Origin of the sequence: Lachnoclostridium sp. Marseille-P6806, from assembly GCF_900625025.1 — a bacterium.
In the GTDB taxonomy this organism is placed as follows: Bacteria; Bacillota; Clostridia; order Lachnospirales; family Lachnospiraceae; genus CAG-791.
This window is the reverse complement of the sequence record NZ_LR130575.1, coordinates 200,484-220,197: the sequence shown is the minus strand read 5'-3', so window position 1 is coordinate 220,197 and position 19,714 is coordinate 200,484. Positions and strand designations below refer to the sequence as shown.

Annotated in this window: 16 protein-coding genes; all 16 read right to left on the bottom strand. The window is 61.2% G+C overall.

Features of this window, described 5'->3' with window-relative positions:
* Positions 1-9 precede the first annotated feature (9 nt).
* The 16 genes from E0E20_RS03305 to E0E20_RS03230 all read right to left on the bottom strand — a co-directional run bounded on the left by E0E20_RS03305 (position 10) and on the right by E0E20_RS03230 (position 19,620).
* A complete protein-coding gene (locus E0E20_RS03305; protein ID WP_130836671.1) occupies positions 10-1,554 on the bottom strand; it encodes an MBOAT family O-acyltransferase in 1,545 nt (514 codons plus the stop codon).
* Positions 1,551-2,837, bottom strand: a complete 1,287-nt coding sequence (locus E0E20_RS03300) for a hypothetical protein (RefSeq protein WP_130836669.1) — start codon at positions 2,835-2,837, stop codon at positions 1,551-1,553. Before E0E20_RS03300 ends, E0E20_RS03305 begins: the two co-directional genes overlap by 4 nt.
* Positions 2,838-2,851: 14 nt before the next feature.
* Positions 2,852-4,051 carry a diaminopimelate decarboxylase family protein gene (locus tag E0E20_RS03295; protein WP_130836667.1) on the bottom strand — a complete coding sequence of 400 codons (1,200 nt, stop codon included), beginning with the start codon at positions 4,049-4,051 and terminating at the stop codon, positions 2,852-2,854.
* Positions 4,051-4,281, bottom strand: coding sequence for an acyl carrier protein (locus E0E20_RS03290; protein WP_130836665.1), 231 nt, complete (start codon positions 4,279-4,281; stop codon positions 4,051-4,053). The genes E0E20_RS03295 and E0E20_RS03290 overlap by 1 nt, the downstream gene beginning before the upstream one ends.
* A 143-nt stretch (positions 4,282-4,424) precedes the next feature.
* Positions 4,425-6,029, bottom strand: coding sequence for an amino acid adenylation domain-containing protein (locus tag E0E20_RS03285; protein ID WP_130836663.1), 1,605 nt, complete (start codon positions 6,027-6,029; stop codon positions 4,425-4,427).
* On the bottom strand, positions 6,019-7,251 hold the full coding sequence (locus E0E20_RS03280; protein WP_130836661.1) for a hypothetical protein: 1,233 nt from the start codon (positions 7,249-7,251) through the stop codon (positions 6,019-6,021). Before E0E20_RS03280 ends, E0E20_RS03285 begins: the two co-directional genes overlap by 11 nt.
* On the bottom strand, positions 7,248-8,861 hold the full coding sequence (locus tag E0E20_RS03275; RefSeq protein WP_130836659.1) for a DUF6056 family protein: 1,614 nt from the start codon (positions 8,859-8,861) through the stop codon (positions 7,248-7,250). The genes E0E20_RS03280 and E0E20_RS03275 overlap by 4 nt, the downstream gene beginning before the upstream one ends.
* 50 nt (positions 8,862-8,911) lie before the next feature.
* Positions 8,912-10,597, bottom strand: coding sequence for a hypothetical protein (locus tag E0E20_RS03270; protein ID WP_130836657.1), 1,686 nt, complete (start codon positions 10,595-10,597; stop codon positions 8,912-8,914).
* Positions 10,590-11,516: a glycosyltransferase family 2 protein gene (locus E0E20_RS03265; RefSeq protein ID WP_130836655.1), complete on the bottom strand. Its 927-nt coding sequence runs from the start codon at positions 11,514-11,516 to the stop codon at positions 10,590-10,592. Before E0E20_RS03265 ends, E0E20_RS03270 begins: the two co-directional genes overlap by 8 nt.
* Positions 11,513-12,688, bottom strand: coding sequence for a glycosyltransferase (locus tag E0E20_RS03260; protein WP_130836654.1), 1,176 nt, complete (start codon positions 12,686-12,688; stop codon positions 11,513-11,515). Before E0E20_RS03260 ends, E0E20_RS03265 begins: the two co-directional genes overlap by 4 nt.
* Entirely contained in the window at positions 12,685-13,572 is an 888-nt protein-coding gene (locus tag E0E20_RS03255) for an NTP transferase domain-containing protein (protein ID WP_130836653.1), read from the bottom strand. Before E0E20_RS03255 ends, E0E20_RS03260 begins: the two co-directional genes overlap by 4 nt.
* Positions 13,556-14,536, bottom strand: a complete 981-nt coding sequence (locus E0E20_RS03250) for a deacetylase (RefSeq protein WP_130836652.1) — start codon at positions 14,534-14,536, stop codon at positions 13,556-13,558. Before E0E20_RS03250 ends, E0E20_RS03255 begins: the two co-directional genes overlap by 17 nt.
* Positions 14,526-15,707, bottom strand: coding sequence for a glycosyltransferase (locus tag E0E20_RS03245; RefSeq protein WP_130836651.1), 1,182 nt, complete (start codon positions 15,705-15,707; stop codon positions 14,526-14,528). The genes E0E20_RS03250 and E0E20_RS03245 overlap by 11 nt, the downstream gene beginning before the upstream one ends.
* The gene (locus E0E20_RS03240) at positions 15,688-16,833 is read right to left on the bottom strand and encodes a glycosyltransferase family 4 protein (protein ID WP_130836650.1); all 1,146 of its coding nucleotides are present in this window, start codon (positions 16,831-16,833) and stop codon (positions 15,688-15,690) included. Before E0E20_RS03240 ends, E0E20_RS03245 begins: the two co-directional genes overlap by 20 nt.
* A 37-nt stretch (positions 16,834-16,870) precedes the next feature.
* Positions 16,871-18,772, bottom strand: a complete 1,902-nt coding sequence (locus E0E20_RS03235) for a GT-D fold domain-containing glycosyltransferase (protein WP_165443961.1) — start codon at positions 18,770-18,772, stop codon at positions 16,871-16,873.
* Positions 18,769-19,620: a LicD family protein gene (locus E0E20_RS03230; protein WP_130836648.1), complete on the bottom strand. Its 852-nt coding sequence runs from the start codon at positions 19,618-19,620 to the stop codon at positions 18,769-18,771. The genes E0E20_RS03235 and E0E20_RS03230 overlap by 4 nt, the downstream gene beginning before the upstream one ends.
* Between the last annotated feature and the right edge of the window lie 94 nt (positions 19,621-19,714).

Genomic DNA, 19,714 nt, shown 5'->3' with positions numbered 1-19,714 from the left:
CCTCCCGCGTCAGAAATACGCATATAAAAACGGCGCCGCCCCGGAGCTGATATCACAGGCGATCTGAATCAGCAGAATCATGCCGTAATAAAAACCCCAGCGCAGAACGACAGGACAGCGCAGGAGGAGCGCCGCCGCATCCGTTTTCCTCTCACGCAGTATGCTGTGCGCCAGCACCAGCAGAAGTCCCGCCGCCGCAAGGACGATTTTCTGTCCGGAGAGGTCCTCCCCGACAAGCGTCCGGTACTGCGGCAGAAACGGCGCCGCCGAAAAATGCACCGCCGTCTGCCGAAGCGCAGCAAAGGCCATGCCCGCGTCGGCGATCCGGTCAAAATACCAGCCGATATTGACAATGAGAAAGGTTCTGACAATGCGCAGGCCCCGGAGCCACGCCGCGCCGTCCGCTATGCCGCGCCGCGCTCTCCAGCCCGCAAAGGCCGGCTCCAGCAGCGTTCCCAGCGCAATGATGAGTCCATTATACAGCCCCCAGAGAATATAATGAAGCTCCGCCCCGTGCCACAGCCCGACGAGGAAAAACACCAGCAGATTTCCCAGAGCGCCGACGAGTACAAGGCCCATCCGCCGCCCGAAGCGCCCTGCCGCCCGCTTTTGCAGCCGCTGCGCCGTTTTGCTCAGGGCAAACGGATAGTACACATAGTCTTTCATCCATGCGCCGAGGGAAATGTGCCAGCGCTGCCAGAAATCCGCCAGAGACACCGCCATATAGGGCTGGCGGAAGTTCGGAGCCATCGTCACGCCGAACAGACGGGACACCCCTATGACGACGTCGATTCCTCCCGAGAAATCGCAGTACTGCTGCGCGGAATAAAGGAGCACCGCAAAGGCGATCAGCGCGCCGGAGCGGCCGGAGACATCCCCGTCCAGAACATCCGCGACCGGCTGCGCGAGGAGATCGGCCACCGCCAGCTTTTTGACAAGGCCGAACCCGATTTGCAGCACGGCGCGCTTCAGCTCGTCCCACGACAGGCTGTGCTCCGAAAAGAGGGACTCTTTCATCGCATCATAGCGGTTGATGGGACCCTGAAGAAGCTGCGGGAAAAAGGAAACAAACAGGAGAAACCGGAGGAAGTTCCTCTCCGCCCGGCATCTCCCGTAATAGATATCAAGGAGATATCCGAGCGACTGAAAGGTATAGAAAGAAATTCCCAGAGGGAGCAGTATGCCGAGCCTTCCGAGCTTCCAGTATTTCAAAGCGGCAAGAATACCGAGATTCAAAAGGAGAAGCAGCATCAGCAGGAGCTTTTTCCGTCTCCGTAGACGCTCCTTTCTCCGCTTCCGCAGCTCCCGGCTCTCATTTTCCCCGGCTGCGCTTCCTGTTCCCGCATCAAAGCGCTCGAGCCACAGCCCGCCGCACCAGCAGGAGCCCGCGGTGAAGATGATCAGGGCGATGTTCCTGCCTCCGGAATACGCATAAAAAAGCATTCCTGCAGCAAGAAGAATCCCCCACTGGCACTTAAAATGCCGACCCGCGGTGTAGTACAGCGCGAGCAATAAAAAGACGAAAAGGTAAAATGGCAGAGAGGTGATGCTCATGGCGCCGCGCCCTCCTCTCCAAGGAAACGGTTCTCACCGCTGATCTCCTCCGCGCCGACAAAGCTCTCGCCGAGTATCGTTCCGTCCAGCTCCGCGGTGATATAATCTCCCTCCGCATCATAGCGCACACGGTAGCGGATGCGGGCTCTTTCCTCCTCCGTGCAGGCCGCGACCGGAGTGAGCCGGAAGCCGTGCTCCTCCGACTGAAGAGCGACGCCGTAGTAGCTCTGATCTCCGTTTTCTGTCTCTTCCTGTATTTTTTCCCCGTAAGAGCCAAAGAACATATCCTCTGCCGGCGCGTCTCCCCGGACCAGCGCGGCAAAGGCCGCGGCAAAGCGCTCCGCACCCCCCCGGTTCAGATGCTCCATATCCGAGTAATACCGCTGTTCCCGCAGATCGAGATATTCCGGCTTCATGAGATTGAAGTCATAGAGCGGGACGCCGCTCCCCGCGAGAGCCTCCCGAAGTTCCGCGGCATAGCTGTCATAATTTCCCTCTCCCAGAAGCAGGAAATCCGACATGGGGACGACCACAAAGGAGAGCTCCGCCCCCTCCTTACGGCAGTAGCGGATGATTTTTTCAAGATAGGCAAGATTCCGCTCCGTGATCCTGCCGGACAGCGGGGACAAGCTGCCTCCCGTCCCGAAGCTGTCGCCCGGAAGACGGACGCGGCTCGCGATATACCCCTTGCCGGCATACGAGCCGTCCGGCTCCCGGTAATGAAGATAGTCCCCGGACAGCTTGTAGCGGAGGTTTTCCAGCACCGCAGCCGGCTCTTTCCGATAGCTCCGTCCCTTTCCAAAGGGCATGAGCGTATTCATGAGGTTCCCCTCCGGCGTGACATCAAGCAGATACCCGAGCTTCCGGAAAGAGGGCCGCATATAGTCCGATATCGCAAAAATGCTCTCCAGACTGACATCGTCCGAGAGCAGCATCGACGGATCCAGATCCACATAAACGCGCTTTAGCCGGTGATGCGCGCCGATCTCCCGAAGCAGCGCATAGCTTGTCCCGAGGTTCTGCATGGAGCTGCCCGCATTGAACGTCTCCCCGTCCAGCAGCTCATCCAGAAGACCGGTATCAAAGGCGAGCTGCACATGCGACGCGCCGATGAACAGTGCGTCGATATCCTCCTCGCCGGTGTACATTTCATGCAGCATAAAACGCGAGACCGCATAGCGGTCGTCGCTCATGGCATATCTCGCAGCAAATTCCGCCGACAGCAGAATACAGATAAACAAAGCCGCGCGAAGCAGTTTTTTCAGTTTCTCAGTTCCGTTCATTCATCACACCGGGCTCAGGCATTCAGCGCACAGGTTTCCGTCATCGCCCGCTTTCTTTCAAGTGTGCCGTCCGCGCGCCGCAGATAGACGGCGGGAAGCTGCCTTGTAAGGAACAGCGCCGAGCCCTCCGTCAGCGAATAGGCCCCGCAGCGGCCGAACACCAGCTCATCCCCGGCAGCGAGCGTCGGGAGCTGTGCCTCGCGGACGAGGACATCCGCTACGGTGCACAGGCTCCCGCAAAGGCAGTACGGCCTCCGCTCCGCCGGGCTCTCCGCCTCGCAGCCGTTCCGGAGCACATGAAGCTCCGGAACCTGCATGGACAGGGTCTGCCCGTAATAGCGGAGCTGATGGATGCCTCCGTCCAAGATCACATAATCCGTCCCGTCGTTCCGCTTGATATCCCGGACGGCTGTATGATATTCTCCGCAGGGCGAGGCCAGAAAACGTCCCAGTTCGACGGACAGCGGATATTTTCCCGCAAAGGGGAGAAGCCGCGCCGCCGCATCGCGCAGCGCCCCCATCTCCCATTCCTCCGCGAGCGCCGCCGCGCCCAGGTCCGTTCCCTCAAAATAATCGGCCGGAAGCCCCGGTCCGTATTCGACGAGCGCCGCCTCAAAGCCCGCTTCCTCCCTGAGCGAGGTCAGAAGCGCCTCAAGCCGCGCCAGATCTTTCTCGATCTGACGCAGCTTTTTCTGTGTCCCCGAATAATAATGAATTCCAATCAGCGCAAGCTCCGGATGCTCCCGCCGGTTCTTCACAATATGGCAGAGCTCCTCCCCGCTCATCCCGAACTGGTTTCCGCTGGTAAACCGCAGAAGCAGGCGAAGCGGCTGATCCTCCGTAATCCCCGCGGCGGCCGCCTGCTCGCAGATGAGGCGGTAATGTTCCGGGCTCTCCGCCGTCAGAATATCCGCGCCGTACCGGATCGCCCGCGCGATATCCTCCGCCTCTTTCATCACACCGGAATAAATGATTTTCTCCGGGGCGACGCCGAGCCTTTCACAGAGCGCCAGCTCTCCCGGGCTGCATACCTCCACATGTCTCAGCTCCTCCGGCAGCGCATGCAGCAAAAAGGCGTTGGCCTTGATGGAGTAGACAAGCGGGATGCGCCCCTCAAAGGCTGCGCTGACCGCGGCGGCCCGCCGCCGGAACACAGCTTCGTCCAGTATATAGGCCGGCGTCTCCGGCGCCGCGCCGATCACCGCCGCGCCCATCACTCCTCCTGCAGTCTCTGGATCAGCGCCAGCATCGCGTCAAGACTGTTGAAGTTCTCGGGCTTAAGCTCCCTCGGCGTGATCTCGATGTCAAACGCGTCATTCAGCTCCGAAACCAGAGAAATGATATCAAAGGATTCCAGTATCCCGTCGCCGATCAGTTTCTGCTCTTTCTCAAAATCCACATCCGGCCGGACATCCTGCAGAATTTCCAGAAGCTCTTCTCTCATTGACTTATCCTCCACTGCAACGAATTTCTATGCGTTCTGAATTCCCGATCATTATAGCATGCCGCCGTCTCCCGCACGGCAATATTTTACCGCAGTCTTTCCCGCTTTACCGCATGCGCTCCCTTACTGCATGCGCTCCCGCTTTATCGCATGCGCTCCCGGAGGGCCGCCATATCCGTCTTTCCGTTCGGGAGCTTCGGCAGCGCGCCAAGCTGCTTTACCCTCCGCGGAACCATAAAGCCGGGCAGGCTCTCCCGCAGCCCCAGAATGACCTCGCGGGGCGATAAGCTGCCGGTATAGAACAGATAGATGATCTCCTTATCCGGTTGATACAGAGCCGCGCACTCGCCGACGCCGTCCCGCTTCATGGCGGCCGTCTCGATCTCGTCCAGCTCGACGCGGTGCCCCATGTGCTTGATCTGCCTGTCCCTGCGCCCGTGGAATTCGAGCATCCCGTCCGCACGGAAAACGCCGTAATCTCCGGTCCGGTAGATCCGTTCAAAAAAGCTCCGGTTCAGCGGATTCTGAATGAAGTCCCGCGCTGTCCGATCCGGATCATTATAATAGCCGAGCGCCAGCACCGGCCCTCCGACACAGATCTCGCCCTCCTCCCCCTGCGGGACGGCGCGTCCGTCCTCTCCAAGGAGAAAGACCCGGTAATTGCGGTAGGGGACGCCGATGGGAAGCGTCTCGTCCTCCCCGGCAGGATGATCGACCGGATAATAGGTGCAGGAGGCCGTCGCCTCCGTCGGCCCGTACTGATTTACAAAGCGCGCCCACGGGAGCGCCGTCTGCCACAGGCGCAGCACCCTGCCCGGCATGACAGAACCGGAAAAGCAGATTTTGCGGAGCGCGGAGAGCCGCAGACCGCCCGGCTCCGCAAAGGCCCCGAGCGCCGCCGGCACCGTGAACGCGGAAACGCTCCACCCCACGGCCGTGACCCTGTTCTTTTCAAGACAGTCGAAGAGCCTCTCCGGCTCCATAAAATATTCCCGCGGGATGAGATAACTCGAGCAGCCCGTAAGAAGCGGCAGATAGATGTCCCGGATCGCCGCGATGTAGTCAAGCGGCGACTGATTGCCGAGAATATCGTCCGCGCCGATGTTCATGACCTCCCGGTAGGCCTCGATGTAGTTCATGAGCGAGGCATGCGCGGTGATAACCCCTTTCGGCCGGCCGGTCGATCCCGACGTGAAGATGATATAGAGCGGGTCAGACGCCGAACGCCCCCGCGCGAGAGAGAGTCCTGTCCCGCCGCCCGCGGCTTCCGCTTCTTTGCTATTCGCTTCTTTGATGTTCGCTTCTTTGCATCCTGCCTTTTCGCATCCCGCTGCCAGTTCCTCCATGAGCAGCACCGTCCCTGTAAACCCGAGCTGCCTCAGAACCCCGGCGTGCTCCCTGTCCGTGAGGACCGGAGCGCCGCGGAGCGTATCCAGCATGCTCCGTATGCGCTCCGCGGGGAGCGCCGCGTCGACCGGCGCATAACAGTGCCCCGCATACACCACCGCAAGATAGCCGAGAATCGTGCGCACGCTTCGGCCCAGCATCACCGCCACGGGCGAAACCTCAAGCGCCGACCCGTCGCCTCCGCTTCCGCTTTCGAGCCGTTCCGCGAGCGCCTCGCCCATGCGCCGCACCTCCTGTCTTGCTTCCGCAAACGTGATGCTCTCCCGATCATCCCGGTAGCATATTTTTTCCGCCTGCCGGTCCGCCGTGCGGTCCAGCCATTCCAGTACATTACTCTGCATTCTCATCTCTCCGACCGAAAATCCGTATCATCCCCGCGGTGACCGCCGCCCAGCAGGCGCAGTAGAGCGCCGCAAACGGCAGAAGCCCGATGCCGGCCTCCGAAGCAAACAGCGCATTGCCGTAGGATACCATCCCGCAGACGATCATTCCTGCCGCGGGGATCAGCATTTTCCTGCAAAATAGGAGCGCATAGGCCGTAAGGAGCACAATCGCCGCATAATCATAGCGCTCGTGCATCGCGGGGAGAAACATGAAGCAGGTCATGACCGACCAGCCGGCGAGCAGCAGGCAATGCTCGCCCCAAAGCCTCTCCGCGTGCCCCGCAATAAATATAAGCATACAGGCAAACACCGCCGCTGTCAGCACCAGCGCAAAGCTCTTGAGGCTCGGATAATCCGTCATGCCAAAGCTCCAGATATTCGGCGCGTTCAGCGTCATCAGCTGATAGTGTCCCGTCTGCGAGAAATAGACGCCGTAGGTCTGCGCCGCGTCTCGTCCGAGGAGAATGGCCGGAAGCCCCGCAAGCAGGTACATCGCCGGGAGCCAGAGGAACTGCAGAATCGAAAAGCGCCGCCGCACCGCATAGAATATAAGATAAAACGGAAGCACAAACAGCGTCTGCAGCTTGAACACAAAGCCGAGCGCAAGAAAGGCAAAGCTGAGCGAATACCTCTCCCGGAGGAGGAAATAGAGGCTGACCAGAATAAAGCCGGTGTGCACCGCGTCGCACTGCTTCCAGAGCGCCCCGTTCATCGCCGCCTCCGGAATGTAGAGCAGGGCGAGCGCCGCAAGGACGGACAGACGCCGCGCATGCGTTACCCCCTTTTCCTCTAGGAGGCCGCGGCATATCCCCGCCGCCGCTCCCGCCCCGACGTATTCCATGAGAACGGAAAAGCCTCCCACCACCGCGTAGGGCTCCCGCCCGGATACGGACGCCAGCGCAAGGATCAGATTATACGGCACATAGTAATCCCCGATGGTCGAGGCAAGCCCCTGCCGCAGTCCCAGAGCCCGGTACTGCTCAACCCACACCACGATGCAGTCCAGATAGTCGCCCGAAGCAAAATAGATCATCGAGCGGCGGATATACAGAGAGCCTATGAAAAGAAACAGTGCGGCAATAGGAAAGAGATACCGGTCGAGCAGCGCAAAAACGGCCCTGTCGACCGGAAAAACAGCCCGTTCCTCCGGTCTTTGATTCTGTTTTTCCGTGTGCTTCATTCGCCTCTTTCCTTTCTGTCTTCCGCTTCGCTTCCGTCCCCGCCGTCTCCGTTTTCCGGGAGCAGCGTCACCGAGCGGCATCCGAAATATTCGGCCATCGCCCGGTTCGTCCAGTAGTCCGGATCCTCTGACAGCTGCGTGTGCTTCAGCGTAAAGCACTCGTACCGGCTCCCCAGGATCACTACGTCCCTGTGAGCCGGCAGCGCTTCCATCGCATCGAGGATCCGCTGCTCGCTCTCCCGATATTCCGCAAGAATCCCCCGTCTCGCCTCATAGAGCGTCGTTCGGATGGCCATTTCTCCCGTGCCGGCATAACCGTATTCGAGCCCCAGCGAAAGCACCGCGAGCGCAAGGCAGACCGCAGCTCCCCGCCGTCCCCGCAGGGATTTCTCCAAAGCAGGGAGCGCCGTGCAGACGGCGCCCACGACAAAATACAGCGCAAACAGCAGGTCAAAGACCGTGCAGAAGCGCCACGGCGTGATCTCTGCGCTGCCGTAGCCGAGAATCACGGGAAAGGCCGTCACGAACAGAACCGCAAAGCCTCCCGCCCACCACAGAAGCGGAGAAAAGCCTCCCTGCGGGCGCTCGTCCGTCCCCCTCTCCCGCCTCCGGAGCAGCACCGCCAGCAGAAGGAAAAGAATCGGGATCAGATAGCCCTTGCGAAGGGCCCAGCTCATCCTCGGCAAAATTGCCTGCGCCGTATCGCCAAGCGCCCGGAGCGGCTCCACGCCCTGTGACGAAATCTCACGCTGCCGCAGGAAATTCCCCGGCGCCGCCGCATTGATCGCGGAGCCCGTAAAGGCAAAGACAAACGGCAGCCAGAGGCGGCGCGCTCCGGCGCTTTTTTCTTCCGCAGGTCCGGGTTTCGCCGCCCCCGCTCCGGGAAACGGCGGCGCACTTCGGTGCGATGCGCGCCTCTGTTTCCGCCATGCAGAATACCGGGATGCGAGCAGAACAAACAGACAGGCTCCGCTTGCAAAGCCCGCAATCATCAGTGAGCCTCCCGCGGCGCAGACCCCTGCCGCAGCGCTCCCCGCAAGGGCGGCGCGGCGGCCCGTTCTCCGATACGCGAGCAGAAAGGCCAGTCCCCAAAGGGACAGCGCGAACGGGAATGTATACACACAGACCGCATTCTGCCAGTAAAACGCCTCACCGGGGGACGCCCGGTTGAGGCCTGTCACGATGAGGCACAGCGCCGCGAGCGGGAGCAGCCCCCCGGTCCGCCCCCCCCCGAGAAGCCGCAGAAGCTCCCTGAGAAGCGCAAGGAGGCCGCCGAAAAAGATCAAAATGCTGACGGCAAGAAAGAGCCTCACCCACGCCGGATGCAGCCCGTCTGCCGCCGCAAGCAGATAGATGACGAGAAAGGAAAAATAATTCCCCTGCCACGTCATATAGGTCTCCGCGACGGACGAAAGAACCGCGCCGGGGAGAGCCGCCCCCGCGCGCAGCCGGCGGAGCAGCAAAACGGCATAATAATAGTCATCCTCCGCCGGAAAGGCAAAGAACACCGGATACAGAAACCATATGACCGCCCCGGCCAGCATCCCCCAGAGGAGAACGGCGGCAAGGACCTCCGTTCCGGCGGTTTTCACCGGCTTTCCGATTTTCATGCTTTCCTCTTTTCCGCGCTCCTTACCACATCTCTGTTGTCATTGCGTTTTCACGATTTTCTCCGGGTCCTGCGGCGCGGACAGGCTGGACAGATTCCCGTGATAAGAAGCCCCGCGCAGCCCCCGGCAAGAGCCAGACTCCCCGCGGCCCGGAGTCTCTCCATACGCGCCAGTCCGGGATCCGCAAATTCCTGCATCGGCGTCATTTCATCCCGGTAGCCGAGAACCGCCGCTCCCTGCGTCTGCTCGAGCGCGGCGACCTGTTCCCGCGTAAAATAAAGATTCTTTCTGGTATCGTCCGCCGTGCTGCTGCTCCGCGGCGCGTAAACCACGGAGGGAACCCGGACGAGGCAGAGCCCTGCCCAGACACCGCAGAGCGCCCCCGCGAGGAAAAGCGCCGCCGCAGCTCCTTTCCTCCGAAGAAGCGCCGCACGCAGACGCAGCGCCGCATCGCGGAGCCGCAGCTGTTTTTTCATGATCCAGACGGAGAGCTCTGCCGTTTTCCTCCGGATCAGGGCGCGGAGCATCTCCGGAAGCCGGATGATCCGGTACTCCCTCCCGCCGGAGCGGGCAAGGCGGCGGTACAGATAACAGCCCATGAACGGCAGCGTCGCATTCTTAAAGGAGGTATTGAAGAGAAAAGGTTCCGACATCCCCGCGACGAGCAGCGCCAGCGTCCCCGCCATGGCGAAGCACCCCTCCGCCGTATCCATATCCTTTATCATATCATGGATGAGAAGCAGGTAAGCGGCCGCCATCAATACAAAGGCGATACTTCCGCCGCTGATGAGAAGATTCGTGTAGGAGCAGTCGAGCGTCAGCGTCGCGTCAAAGAGATCCCTGCCAAAAAGCGACAGATTTTCCCGCGTCAGCATATACTTCGACAAAAAGAAGCGGGTATTGAGGAGCCGGTTGAAGAAATCAAAGAGACGCCCCTTAAACGTCAGCGGCCCTATCACCGAGATGCCGGCGGCCGCCGGAAACACCAGCCGGATCAGCAGGCGCTCTGCGGCAAGAAGCGCCGACGGGTGGCCTGTCCCCTGCCGCCCGCTCTGCACCCTCTCCTCACGGCGGCGAACCGCATCGAAGAGGAATGCCAGTGCAAGAAAAATGAAGAGAAACAGGAGGCCGGTAACGCTCAGGGAATACAGGAAAATATAGCCGCCGCCAAGGAGCGCCGCGGTCAGAAAACGCCAGAGCTCCCGCCCCTCCGGACGCAGCGTGCACCCCAGATAGAACAGGAGCACCACATAGGCGATCATCAGAACGTTCGGATGCGAGTAGCCGAGAGCCCAGCGTATGACATAGCCCAGACGAAGCTTGTCATGGATCACAAAATCGCGACTTCCGAGACCGGCAAGCTGCGTCAGGACCCGAAGAACAAACGCTCCTCCCCAGAACAGCGCCGCCTCCCTGCAGCAGCGCCGCAGGTCGATGTGCTTCATCGCGACGACGGGGAGCACGCAAAGGAGCACACCCTGATTGTGCGAGCTCAGCATGACGGCCGCCCCGAGCGCGAGAAGAAGCACAGACAGCGCATATTCCGCCGCCGTATACTTATCCACGAGGAGCTTTGCCAGCACCAGAAGAGAGCTGCCGGCAAGACACAGCCGGTACAGCGGCCCGTCCACGAGCCCGAGCCCCTTGCAGAGCAGCATAACGGCAAAATAGATATAAAAAAGAAGCTCCTCCGGCGTACAGCCCTCCGTTTTTTGCATCATGTTCGTTTCACGCATATTTCCATTTCCATACAAGGCCGAGAAGCCTCCCCGGGAGAAGCAGCAGATAGAACCAGAAATTCTTCCGCACCGCGCAGAGCCTCTCTGTTTCGGCGTCCATCCCGTTTTTCACGGCAAAGCTGTGGTAGATGTGCCAGAGGAGCAGCATTTTCAGGCGCGTCCTCCGGTTCACGCGCGGGTTTTCGAGATACCCGGCGGAGCGATACATCATCCCGCAGGGCGAATGGAGCTTCATCCGTCTGCCGGATCTTGTAAGCCCCCCCTCCAGATAGTCGCAGTAGTATATCGCCTGATTGACAAAGACCATGTCATAGCGCGCGGCCATCCGGATCCAGACCGCATCCTCCGGGAGGAAGCGCTCCTCTCCAAAGCACGGGAACGGGTACTCCTCCAGAACGCGCGTATCGTAGACCTCCGCCTTGTCCCCGAGATCGCCCCGGTTGATCCTGAGCTCCGTGTAGTTCCCCGTCATGATATCCTGCGGGAACGCGCCCCCGTTGATCGTTCCGTCGCTCCCCCTGCGGAGAAAGCAGAACCCGCCGATGCGCCGCTCCGACGTCCATTCCCTGCCCTGCATCGCCCGGATCGAGGCCACCGCATCCTCCGTGAGCCAGTCGTCGCTGTCGACAATAAAGGTCAGCTGTGCCCCCAGCGCCGCGATGCGGCGGATCCCCAGCGCCAGCGCGGTGTGCTTGCCGCCGTTTTCCTTGAAGAGGTACTCGATATCAAGCCGTCCCTCCTCCTGCCATCCCCGGATCAGCCGTCCGGTCCCGTCCGTGCTCCCGTCGTCCGCCACGACCCAGACAAAATCCGGATCGCTCTGGCGGCACAGCGACTCATAGAGCTTCGGCAGGCGGTCCGCCCTCTCATAACTCGGGGTGAGAATTGCAAGAAAACCTGTCCGCATCGCCGTCATACCCGTCCCTCGATGACATCCGCCCACTGCGCCCCGACCGCTTCCGTTGCAAACGGCCGGAGACAATCCGCCGCCCTCTCCCGGAAGCGCTCCCGCAGGGCCGGCTCCTCCAGCATGCGGAGCATCGCGCCGGCAAGCGCCGTCTCCTCGCCGACCGGAACGAGGATCCCGTACTCCGCGATATCCATCGTCTTTGCCGTCTCCTCGCAGTCCGTTCCGGGAGCAAGAATCTCCCGCGCGCCGCATTCCGTGGAAATACAGGGAAGTCCGCACTGCATGGCCTCCAGCAGCGCGTTCGGCATCCCCTCCACCACGGAGGAGAGCACAAAGACGTCCGCCATGCGCAGAAAGCGCTGCGGAGCCCGACGGTTCCCCGCAAAAAGCACCTGCTCCGAAAGGCCGAGCTGCGAGGCGAGCCGCGTAAGCTCCTCCCGGCGGGGGCCCTCCCCGAGGATCATAAGGCGCAGCCCCGGTCTTGTCCGGCATGCGGCCGCCAGCGCCCGGAGCAGGGTGTCCTGCCCCTTTTCCGGCGCGAGTCTCGCCACATTGACAAACACCTCATGCCCGCGGCAGAAGCGCTCCGCCTCCTCTTCCATCCGCCGCTCCTCCTCCGGGAGCGGTTCCCCTCCGCGGCGGAGCTCCGGGACGGCGTTGTGGATCGTCGTGATCCGGTTCTCCGGAACGCCGAAGCATTTCATGCAGTCCCGGCGCACCAGCTCCGTCACCGCGGCAATATGATCGCAGCGGCGGTAGGAATACTGCACGTACCATTTCTTGAAAACCGAACTGACAAACAGGGACTCCCGGTTCCGCACCGAGACGATCTGCCTCTCCCCCGCCCCGGAGCTCACGTTGATGAGATCCGCTCCCGGAAGAAAGCTGATGCAGCAGTCGATGGCATAGCGCCTCTTGATGCGCCGGAGCTCCGCGATCTGAAGCAGTACGCGGCAGGCCTTTCGCATTTTTCCGTCTTCGGGGCGGGAGCGGTGCTCCATCACGATGAGATTGTCCACCTCACCGTGAAATTCCGGATCGTCGTAGACGACGCAGACATAGCTCTCGTAGCCCTCCTGCCCGTGAAAATACCGCGCCAGCGTGCGGACCGCTTTCTCCGCGCCTCCGTGCCCCAGATGATGGGTAAAGAACAGAATGTTTTTTTTCTGACCAGTCAAGCCGTCCCTCCCGCGGGTGCCTCTGCAAGGCGCTTTCCCTCATAGCGGTACTCATACCGGCGTCCGCGGGCCGAAAAGGAGCAGCCCGCGGCTTCACCGTCCTCCCCCAAAAGCGGCAGAACCGCGCGGAGCTCGCTCTCCCGGCAGCCGAGGCGGCGGGCCGCGTCCCGGAAGACCTCCGAGCGGGTGTCGTCCTCATAGCTGGGATCAAAGGCCCGCAGCTCATCGAGCGTATCAAATTCCATGATCTGCCCCTGCGGATATTTCCGGATCTTCATCGGCAGCGCGTCAAGATGCTCCGCGTAGATGCTCTCCCAGAGCTTTCCTTTCGTCTCCTCCCGGTCATAGACCTCCTCGAGGATTTCCAGAAAGCGCCGGGTGAACGTCCCGTCCCAGAACGCCTGTCCGAGCATGTACCACGCATCGCGGCCGCCGATCCGGACAGAGCGGATATATCCCCCGGCATCCGCCGTAAGGCACCACTCCTGCGTCTCTCCCTCTGCGTACACCGCGGCATAATAGCTGCATTCCTCCTTTGCCGCAAAGGGAGAAACCGTAAAATAATCATCCGCCGAGCAGATATAGCTGCCGCCAAGAACCTCCCGCGCCGCATAAATGGACGAATGGTTGTTCCGCGCGCGGTACTCGCTGTTATAGAGGAGCGTCGCGCCGTATTTCCCGCGCAGATAATCGAACTGCTCCGCCTGATGCCCCGTCACGATGAAAACATCGCGGATGCCTGCCTCCCGGAGCTGTCTGATCTGCCTCTCAATGAGGCGCTCCCCTCTTACCTCCGCGAGCCCCTTGGGGCGCTCATAGGAGAGCGGGGCAAAGCGACTGGACATCCCTGCCGCGAGGATCACGGCGTTATCTACCCTGTACATGGCTCTCCCTTTCCCTCTGTTTCATCGAATAATATTCCCGCATGGTCACGCCCCGGTACCCTGCGCGTTCCGCCCGCGAAAACACCTGCTCCATCTCCCGGTACAGCGCCTCGATCGACGCCTCGTCCGGAAAGGACGGGCTGCCGCCCGGCATCAGCTCCGAGGAATGAAGCGTGAACAGCAGGTCGCTGTCCGGCTCGCTGCGCTCCAGATTGTTAAGGAGCGTCAGCATCCCCTGCTCCGAATATACGTCAAAGGGACGGAGCCACTGCGCTACGCCCGTCGCCAGATTCCGGAGCTCCCGCAGCGCGGAATGAAGAGAGCGGATCCGCGCGCGGTCGAGAAAACGGAGCCTGCGTATCGTGACCGGAATCTCCAGAATGCCGTCGTTCCGAAAATAGGGAAGCAGACTCTCCCCGCGGTAATCGCAGCCGCCCCGCCCCGTCGCGCCCTGCGTTTTCTCCCATGAAACCAGCGGTGTCACGGAGCAGTCGACCAGATAATCAAAGCGCCTGAGCAGACGGAAATAGCGCTCGTCCATGATCCAGCGCCCGCTCCGGTGGGAAACCGGGCGCACGCCGAAGCGCGCCGTGAGGCACTCCGTCATCGTGCGGATCTTGGCCTCCATGACCTCCTCCGGATATTCAATGAGAAACTCCCGCGCCGGCGTGCTCCGCGCAAGCGGCGCCTCCGGGGGCGTGCTCCACGCATGGAGGTGCATGCCCACCTCGCACCGTCCTCTCTCCTGCCGGTCCGCAAGAAAGTCCACAAGCGCCGGATCCTGCGCCATCTCGTAGGTGGTGAGCCAGACCGGCTTCAGTCCGTGCGCTTCGCACAGCTCCTGAAAGCGCGGGAGAAACGCGGCATTCTCCGTCGTGATCTCATGCTGATTGTCCCACTGATCATCCCCCTCGGTATCCACCGAAATCATGAAGCAGCGCTGTCTGTCCATCTTATTCTGCAAGCTCCCGTCTCCTCTGATATTCTTCCCAGTGCTTCAGGTAGCAGCGCCGAAGCTGCGCGGCCGCCGTGCGGATATCATAGTCCTCCGCCGTAAAGCGCGGCCTTGTATTGACCTCGCTTCCAAGGACGGCCTCCGCCCAGCGCTCCGGCCTCATCTCGCCGGACACAAAGCGATACACGCCGTCCGAAATCACGCTCTCCTCCGGCACGCCCTCCGATACGACGCAGTGCGCACCGCAGCACTGCGCCTCCAGCAGCGCCAGCGGCGAGGCCTCGCTGTCCGAGGTCATGAGAAAATGATCCGCCGCGCAGTATACCGGGACGACATCCCTGCGGTTTCCGAGGAAGCGCACGGCCTGCTCCAGCCCCAGCTCCCGCGCAAGCTCCCGGAGCCGTTCCCGCTCGGGCCCGTCCCCCGCAATCACGAGAAGAGCATCCTCCCTGCGCCGCCGGACCTCCCGGAAAACCGCCAGCATAAACGGGTAGTTTTTCACGGGATCGAGCCGTCCCACGCCGGCAAGAACGCACGCCTCCTCCGGAAGCCCGAGGCTTCGCCGCGCCTCCGCCCGCGGCAGGAGGCGGCTCCGAATCGCCGCCATGTCGATGCCGTTGTGCAGAATCTCAAAGCGGCGCATGCCGTAATATTCCGCGGCCTGCGCGGCCTGCCGCTCATTCAGGCAAAGACCCACAAAGCGCTCTCTCTGAAAGGCTCTCTGAATCGCGCGCAGTTCCCGCCCGCGATAGCGGTACGGACTGCTGTGCAGAGAATCGAAGCGCAGCGGAATACCGGCGCGGCAGACCGGCACAAGAACATCCGCAAGCAGGCCGGAGATATGCACATGCACCGCATCCGGCTGAAAATCCCGGAGGTAACGCTCCCACGCCCGGCGGGCCGCCAGCCGGTTCAGCGGCCACCGGAGAAACGGCACGGACAGACGGCTCCTCGGATTTCCCAGAAAGTCGACCGGATACCCGTTCCGGCGTATCTCCTCGCAGTAGCGGTTCTCCTGCGGGCCGCAGAACACCGCCGCGTGAAAGTCGATCGCGTCGTCCCCGCTAAAGGCGCGCAGGTGATTGAGGAGAACCTGCTGCGCCCCGCCGTCCCCCATGCTCCAGATCAGCGCAAGAACTCTCAGTTTTCTTTTCCCGTCCTCATTCCGCATCCGATTCATACCATGTCATCAGCGCATCATAATACGCCGCAAAGGAGTAGTCCCTGCAAATGTGCTCATAGGCCGCCCGGCCGAGCTCAGGGATCCGCTCCGGCTCCCGCAGAATGGCCGAGAGCTTCTCATACAGATCCTCCTCGTCGCCGTCGCGGAAGATGTCCCCCGTTTTTCCGGGAAGAATATAGTCGGCCGTCCCGTTGCCGTCGCTGCACACCGCCGGAATGCTGTATGACATCGCTTCGAGAGGCGAAATCGCGGCCGGCTCCCCCGTGCTCGGGAGCACATAGAGATCCGTCCGGCGGTATTCCTCCGCCATCTGCTCCGTGCTCAGATTCTTCTTTACCGAAACGCACTCTCCGAGCGCGTGCTCCTCGATGAAGCGCAGAACCGCGTCATAGTATTCCTGATACTGCACCCGGCATATTTCCCCCACGATCGTGAGGTGAAGCCGGGGATGCTCCCACCGGAGCCTCTCAAAGACCCGGAGCATGAGAAGATGGTTTTTCCGGCTCTCAAAGCGCCCGATATCGAGGAGCCTCACGACGCCCTCCGGCATGTACCGGCGCTCCCCCGGCGCACACATCGGCTCCGCGATGAACGGGACAAAGAACGCATGGGGATCCGCTTCCTTATTCTCCGTGCCGCCCAGCGAACGCACCGGCGTAAAGCGCCGCGCCGGCGTAAGCCGGTCCACGAGGCGGTGCAGCGGCCCGCGACGGAGCTTTTCCTTTTCCAGAAGCAGCGGCGTCTGATTATAGATGACCGTCCGGATCCCCTGCCACCTGCATATGGAATAGCAGATCATGGAGTATACCGATTTTTCCCGGAGCACCACAATATCCGGCTTCTTTTCCCGGATATAGGCACGGACCCTCGGCGGTGAGGGAAAGCCATAATGAAGACCGATGTCGTGCGCGCTCTCGCTCCTTTGATGCAGCGCCTCATAGAGCCGCTCCACGGCGAGGAACAGCGGCGAATACGGGATGATATCCGGAACAAGAAAGCGGTGATCCTCCGTCGGCCCGACCGCACGCGCGAGAAAAAAGACCTCGTCTCCGTGAAGCTGCCAGCCGTGAATGACCGCGGTCTGATTGGTGTGATACCGCGGCGCAATATACAAAATACGCAAATGCACTCCTTATTTCTCCGCCATGCGCGGCAGGGAATTATTCTCCGGGCGTGACCCTGCACACAATTTCATCCCAGTACGCGCCGTATCCGGCTTTCACATGCGCCTGCCTCCCGCGCAGCTCATACTTGTCCGCGGACAGCTCGTTTTTGCCCCCGACGCCGTGCAGAAACGCCTCATACTCCCCGTCCATGTTGCCGATGTCGATCACGCGGAAGCCGCTCTGAAAGAGGTCATACGAAAGCGGCTTTGCCGCCGCGCCGATGGAGAGAAGAAAGAGCGTCCCCTCCGGCTGTTCCAGACAGGCTTTCAAAATTCTGTCATACACGGCAAACGCATTGACCGACGGGCAGAGAATGCGCCTCACCCGGCGCGCCTCCCCGAAGAGGTCGTTGCCGACGCCGTTGTGCGACCGCTCCCCCTCTACCACGACGAGCTCCGCCCCGGCCCACAGGCGGCGGATATCCCGAAACCAGCGCTCGCAGGGCGTCCGGTCCTGCACCGTGAGATAGCAGCGGGAAAAAAAGGCGTTTCCGTACACCCTGTCCCGGCGGCAGAAGCGCTCATAATACCGGCGGCAGAACAGCAGATGATCCATCCAGAACGTACGGGAGGCCGGAACAAACAGCGAGAGGTCGTCAAAAATCTGCGGAATCGCGACCACCAGCTTCTCCTCCGGACAGGCGAGGAGCCCGGCAAGGCGTCCCGCCAGCACCGAATCATAGGCCTGCGTCGGAATGGAGCGCCCGCGGATAAGCTGCAGCTCGCCGTCGCCGAAGCGGACAAGACTACGCTCCTCTTCTCCGACCCGTTTTATGGTGTCGCCGATGCTCTCCACGCGCAGAGCCCCGGCTTTCCGAAAGCGGCGGTTCCATGCAAAGCTAAGCCGCGCGATGCACCGCTTGATTTTCTCTTTCTGTAATTTGATCTCTTCCTTTTTTATCATCCTGCCCGCTCCGTCCGCTGCGCAGGCCACGAGAACTGTCAGCGCAAACAGGACAATCGTCCGCAGCCAGCCGCCCGCGGCCTCTTTCAGAAGTCGATCCGCCCGCGGGAACAGCTCCATCGTCTTGAGTACCATGATCTGAAAAATATAGATGGACAGCGCAAGGCGATCGGCATATGCCGCGAGCCTTTTAAGCCCCGCCCCGAAGCGGCGCCCGGAAAAGGCCGCCGCCAGTATGAGCTGCAGCGCCACCAGCAGCACCGTCGCGGCATAGACCACCCTCCCCTGACCGGCCGGTCCGGTTTCCAGCAGGTTCAGGACAATGACCGGCGGCAGCGCGAGAAAAAAAAGCTCCGGCCTCGGAATCCGGCGAAACCTCGCCTCGTTTCTTCCCAGAAGCTCTCCCAGCATAAAGAACGGGAGGCCGTCGAGGGCCCAGTTGCGTATGTAGCTTGCGATCTTGTCGCCTCTCCCCGTATGCAGGAGAAGCAGAGAGCCCGCGATGTTCGCCGCAAGGAGGAGCCCGGTCAGGAGAGCCATGAGCCGCGCAGGACACGCCTGCCCGCCGGACAGCTTTTCAAAGAGGAGCTTCGCCGCATAGCAGTACAGCAGAGCCCCCAGAAACCACAGATGTCCCCGGACCGGTGACTCGTTGAGAAGCAGCATGACCGCCAGCTTTTTCAGAGAGAACACGGAGGAGAGAAATTCTGCGGGAGCCACGCCCTGCGCGCGGTAATACAGAACGTCCCAGACCAGATAGACGGCATTGTACAGAACAATCCACCGAAAGAGCCGTCCCATGCGCCGTTTCAGCCCCGCTCCGCTCACGCCGGCGCTGAAAAATCCGGAGACGGCAAAAAACAGCGGAACCCCATAGCTTGCCACCGATTTCAGATACTCGCCGAACACGCCGGGGAACGGACAATGAATGGCAAAGATCATGAACATCGCCAGCGCCTTGACGAGGTTCATCGCCGTATTTCTCTGCTTCAACCGTCTGCTCCCCATTCCGCCCTCTCGAAGCTCTTTCTTTCTTCCTCGTCCAGAAGATACGCCGGATAGAAATGATCCTTTGTCTTTACCGGGGTCATATAGTTATCCCCGTACAGAAAGCGGAGAAATTCATGCGCTCCGGCCGGCGCCGGGCAGCGCCTGCCGCAGAAATTCACCTCCTCCGTCCGTGCGAACCACGAAGACGGGCAGATTCCCTCCGCCGGATCGTCCTCCATGCCAAGGTAGGTGATCAGCGTCTCCTCATCTCTTCGGCCTTTTCTCCCCGTAATCTGGCGCACGGCATAACGCTGCAGCATGCCGTACGGAAGTGTGTGGGCCAGCATCCACGCCGCCGCTCCCCTGAGGCTGGTATTTTCACGGAATTTCTTGAACCTTGTCCGGAGGAGAACTTTTGCCAGAGCGCAGCGCCGATAGGCCGCGAGGTCGCGCTGCCGGTCGGCCAGCGCTTCGTCGAGCACAAAAATATCCAGATACATTCCCTTGTGAAACGGCGCATCCCAGTACGTCTCCGGCATTTTCAGCGTCCCGTCCCGGCACAGCCGGAACATCCCCGGGTACAGATAGAACGGATCCGTATGCTCGTCCTGAAAGAAGAAGCGCGGGTCCGGGCGGCGCTTCACCGCCTCGGCAAGACGCTCCGCATCCGTGCGGCGGATAAACAGATCGATGTCGTCGTCCCACGGGATAAAGCCCTCGTGGCGGACCGCTCCCAGCAGCGTTCCATATGCCAGATAATACGGAATCTTCTCCTCCCGGCAGACGGCGTCCAGATAATCCAGCATTTCAAGCTGAATTGACTGCTCCTCCTCTATGCTCAGCTTTTTCATGCTTCTCCTCTTTTCCGCGAGGCGAATTTCAGATTCGCCGATGCGATCTGCGCCCCGGTGCCCCGCACCGGGGCCGGAGTTTGAAAGGACTGCA

Bases quoted from the DNA above. Each gene is read 5' to 3' on its own strand.
- E0E20_RS03305 (WP_130836671.1), bottom strand. From the start codon at position 1,554: ATGAGCATCACCTCTCTGCCATTTTACCTTTTCGTCTTTTTATTGCTC.
- E0E20_RS03300 (WP_130836669.1), bottom strand. From the start codon at position 2,837: ATGAACGGAACTGAGAAACTGAAAAAACTGCTTCGCGCGGCTTTGTTT.
- E0E20_RS03295 (WP_130836667.1), bottom strand. From the start codon at position 4,051: ATGGGCGCGGCGGTGATCGGCGCGGCGCCGGAGACGCCGGCCTATATA.
- E0E20_RS03290 (WP_130836665.1), bottom strand. From the start codon at position 4,281: ATGAGAGAAGAGCTTCTGGAAATTCTGCAGGATGTCCGGCCGGATGTG.
- E0E20_RS03285 (WP_130836663.1), bottom strand. From the start codon at position 6,029: ATGCAGAGTAATGTACTGGAATGGCTGGACCGCACGGCGGACCGGCAG.
- E0E20_RS03280 (WP_130836661.1), bottom strand. From the start codon at position 7,251: ATGAAGCACACGGAAAAACAGAATCAAAGACCGGAGGAACGGGCTGTT.
- E0E20_RS03275 (WP_130836659.1), bottom strand. From the start codon at position 8,861: ATGAAAATCGGAAAGCCGGTGAAAACCGCCGGAACGGAGGTCCTTGCC.
- E0E20_RS03270 (WP_130836657.1), bottom strand. From the start codon at position 10,597: ATGCGTGAAACGAACATGATGCAAAAAACGGAGGGCTGTACGCCGGAG.
- E0E20_RS03265 (WP_130836655.1), bottom strand. From the start codon at position 11,516: ATGACGGCGATGCGGACAGGTTTTCTTGCAATTCTCACCCCGAGTTAT.
- E0E20_RS03255 (WP_130836653.1), bottom strand. From the start codon at position 13,572: ATGTACAGGGTAGATAACGCCGTGATCCTCGCGGCAGGGATGTCCAGT.
- E0E20_RS03245 (WP_130836651.1), bottom strand. From the start codon at position 15,707: ATGAATCGGATGCGGAATGAGGACGGGAAAAGAAAACTGAGAGTTCTT.
- E0E20_RS03230 (WP_130836648.1), bottom strand. From the start codon at position 19,620: ATGAAAAAGCTGAGCATAGAGGAGGAGCAGTCAATTCAGCTTGAAATG.